Source organism: Modestobacter sp. DSM 44400, from assembly GCF_900107175.1.
GTDB lineage: Bacteria > Actinomycetota > Actinomycetes > Mycobacteriales > Geodermatophilaceae > Modestobacter.
This window is the reverse complement of the sequence record NZ_FNOZ01000125.1, coordinates 1-3,284: the sequence shown is the minus strand read 5'-3', so window position 1 is coordinate 3,284 and position 3,284 is coordinate 1. Positions and strand designations below refer to the sequence as shown.

Here is a 3,284-nt window from a genome sequence, read left to right as displayed (position 1 = left end):
CCACCGTCAGCATCGAGGGGCCACGGGCTTCTCAGCCCGAGGCCGCGATCCTCACAAGATCATGTCCTTCTTCCCCCTCAAGTTCGAAGAGCCGCTTATGTTGCGGATCCCGACTTCAGTAAGGATCGCAGGGACCTGGAGGGCCGAAGGCGACGGGTGGTGCTAGTCGACGAAAGCACCGACGCAGGTAAGTCGAGCGATCTTCAAAACTCACCGTTGATTGACAGTGATGCATGAGTGCATGTGCCCGAATGCACCTATAAGGCCCGTTGCATCGCAGGTTGCGAAGGTGGTGGGAGGGCACCCCCTCACGTCGTCTACACCGTCATCGCCCGGTGGCTGGCGCGGCTCGGGCCGAAGTCGCGTAGCAAATGACGGACGGGCGGCACCAGCTCGGTGAACGCAACCGGACCGTGGAGGGCCGGCTTGCAGCCGGCCGGGCATCCATAGCAGCAACAGCGGGCCTGTGTGGGGCGCGCTCGCCGTTCCGGCTCCTACGACGCTCCTTGAGTACTCGAGTCAGCCACTTTCCTGCGCGTCGGGATGCTCGCGCGCCCATGCCTCCGAGCTGGCGCCGAGAGTCGTGTCGCCGTGGGCGCGCGCCCCGGGTAAGGGACGGCTCATGCGAGCCGGACGATGCGTTCGTCCCGGGCGTCGTCTGCTCGGGCCGGCGTCTTCCCTCGCGTCGTCCGGTTACTCTCCGCCGATCGAATTCCAGACTGCCAGGAGCACGGCGAGGATGCCGAACGTGCCTACCGCGGCCGTGGTGAACGCCTCCGAGACGGACTTGTCCCCGTTGTCGACGAGCCACGCCGCGACGGCGACTGTCACGGCGGCAGAGATGAACACGGCGAGCGTCATCCGCGCCGCCTTCCGACCCCACAATTGCTGAACCTGGCGAACGGTCGCCAGCTGCGCGACGGCCCACGTGTTGACGACGAGGTCCCGGCCGGTGAGGCCGACGGCAATGAACGCGTCGAGCGTCGAGGCGAACTCGCCCGCGTCGTACCAGTCCGCCACACCGGTGTCGTCCTCGGCGTCGACAATCGTCAAGTCGGAGTCGGCCAGCGCGCCCGCCGCCTCCTCGATGGCGGGCATCGCGCAGGTCAGCACCTGCGAGTACAGGCGCTGAACAAGGTCGTCCACCTGCCCGGCCAACGTGTCGTTGGCCGCCTCAATGACCGGGCCGGTCACCTTCTTCAAAATTTCGGCGTACAGCGGCAACCACGCACGGTTCATCGACTCGACGGCGGGGGCCAGGGCGTCCACGGCGGCGCGGGACACCGCACGGTTCATTGACTCGACGGCGGGAGCCAGGGCGTCCACGGCGGCCCGGTAGAACGGCGCATTCAGCTGCTTGACGAGGTCTGCGGACAGCGGGGACGCCGAACGGTTCATCGACGCGACGACGGAAGTCCGTGCGGCGTCCACTCGGAGGTGGGCGTCGCGGCGCACGTGGTCGTGCAGCGCCGCGACCCGTCGCCTCTCCCGTTCCTGGGCAGCGCACACGCGGCGAGTCGGCTCGAGCGGCTCGGGGATTACCTCCGCGAAAGAGTCCTGGCTCCGCTGGCCCACCCGGCGGTGTCCCTCGTCGTTTCCGCCTCGGACGTTGCTCATCGATCGCACCGTTCTCCTCGCCGTTCACCCCGGGTGACGGGGCCGACTGTTCCTGTGACCCAGTGCAGCACGCCGGCTTCCGTTGTGTCCTCGCCTCAACGGTCCACCACCTCAGGATTCCGGGTGAAACCGCAGGTGAACCCTTGATGCGGGGTTCTCGAAACGATGAGGAATCGGGTCACGAGGGCACCCGGTGGTCTCGTCCCGCGTCGCGTGTCGGGTGTTCCATCCATCGCCGCTCGACGGTGGTGCCGAGCGGCATCGCGCCGTACTCCATGATCATCTGCGGCGGGCTGTGGGTGTCCCCGGCCCAGGGTCGTGGCAAGCGCGGTCCTCGCGTGTGCGACTCCGGGAGTCCCTGGGGTTCGTGGTCGGGGTGCCAGAACATGTGCCGCTCGGCCGCCGACCACAGCATGTCCGTGAGGAAGACGCCCATGCCGCCGTCCATCTTTAGACGGTGGTCCACCCACGTCGCCGGGTCGTCCTGAGACCCGGGCCTGGTCATCAACAGGAACCTGTGCGGGTCCAGGGGCACCAGGACGTCCCAGTAGGCGACGGACAGCAGCTGGTTCGCGTCATCCTGGCTGCTCATCAACACGACGGGGACGTCCGAGGTCGGGAGGCAGACGTCGCTGAAGCCGATGCCCCAGGGCTTGCGGCCGATGATGGCGGCCAGCGGCGCGAGCTGCTCGCCGATGAACGAAAGGTGGCGGTTGTTCCGCGCGAACCTGTGCAGGGGACCGGCCGTGGGGGTCAGCGCCTCGACGAGACCGCCCTCGGCGGCCTCCCCAGCGAGATGGTCGACGCGGTGGCGCTGCCGGGTGGTGCGCAAAATCTGCGCTGCGACCCACCAGGAAAGAGACACTCTGGTGCGCATGGTGGGTGGCCAGCGTTCAGGCAGTGCCCAGGCGGTATCGAGCACCTCGCTGAACGCGGGCGCCGCCGCACTCTCGACGGAGGTCATCAAGCCCTCCATTGTGTGGTGCGGCACGCCCTCGGGGTCGGTGCCCCAGTGGAAGCCGTTCACAGCCGCGACGTTGCGCGGGCTGGTCGGAAAGGCGGCGTCGAGGCGGTCCACCGTTGCGGCCATCAGCTGGGCGGACTTGCCCGTGGTCCTGCGCGCGAACCGGCGCAGGTAGAACTGCGGCACGGTGTGGTCGTTCGTGCTCACCGTCCTGCCGTTCCACAACTGCCGACCGCACCGTCCGTGGTGCCGGCGTTCCGTCGTCTCACGCCCCCGGGCCGGCGGCGCGGGACCTCCGCGGCGTCCAGCAGCCGAGGGAGCACCCGCCGGCCGGTGTGCAGCTCCGCGTCGATGGCGTGCACCGTCCAGCCGTGCTCGATGTAGCGACTACACAGGCAGTCCTCTACGAATGAGAGCCCGAGCGCACGGATGCGCGCCGGTCGCTCATCGCCGAGGCGGTCAGTCCGCCGCTGACCGTGGACCAGGCCGGCGCGCACTCCGCCGTTGTTGGTGTACCGGCGGCGGCCCTCGTGGGCGCGGCTGGACCGCAGCCCCGGCGCGGTCAGCGACCGGCGCAGCGGCAGGCCGTAGCGCCGTCGGTAGGCCGCCCCGTCTAGAGCGTGTCTGCTAACTGCGGACGCGGTGATGGATGATCATGCAGCCGAGGAGGACACCGCCGAGGTAGGTGGTGGCGTATTTGTCG

Annotated in this window: 2 protein-coding genes; both read right to left on the bottom strand. The window is 68.6% G+C overall.

Annotated features, from left to right (window positions below; genetic code table 11):
• Window positions 1–693 precede the first annotated feature (693 nt).
• Window positions 694–1,617: a hypothetical protein gene (locus BLW04_RS25050; RefSeq protein ID WP_139307038.1), complete on the bottom strand. Its 924-nt coding sequence runs from the start codon at window positions 1,615–1,617 to the stop codon at window positions 694–696.
• Between the two features lie 178 nt (window positions 1,618–1,795).
• The gene (locus BLW04_RS25045; RefSeq protein WP_175484301.1) at window positions 1,796–2,788 is read right to left on the bottom strand and encodes a DUF4238 domain-containing protein; all 993 of its coding nucleotides are present in this window, start codon (window positions 2,786–2,788) and stop codon (window positions 1,796–1,798) included.
• Window positions 2,789–3,284 lie beyond the last annotated feature (496 nt).

Excerpts from the sequence above, each read along its gene's own strand:
- BLW04_RS25050 (WP_139307038.1), bottom strand. The coding sequence starts at position 1,617 with ATGAGCAACGTCCGAGGCGGAAACGACGAGGGACACCGCCGGGTGGGC.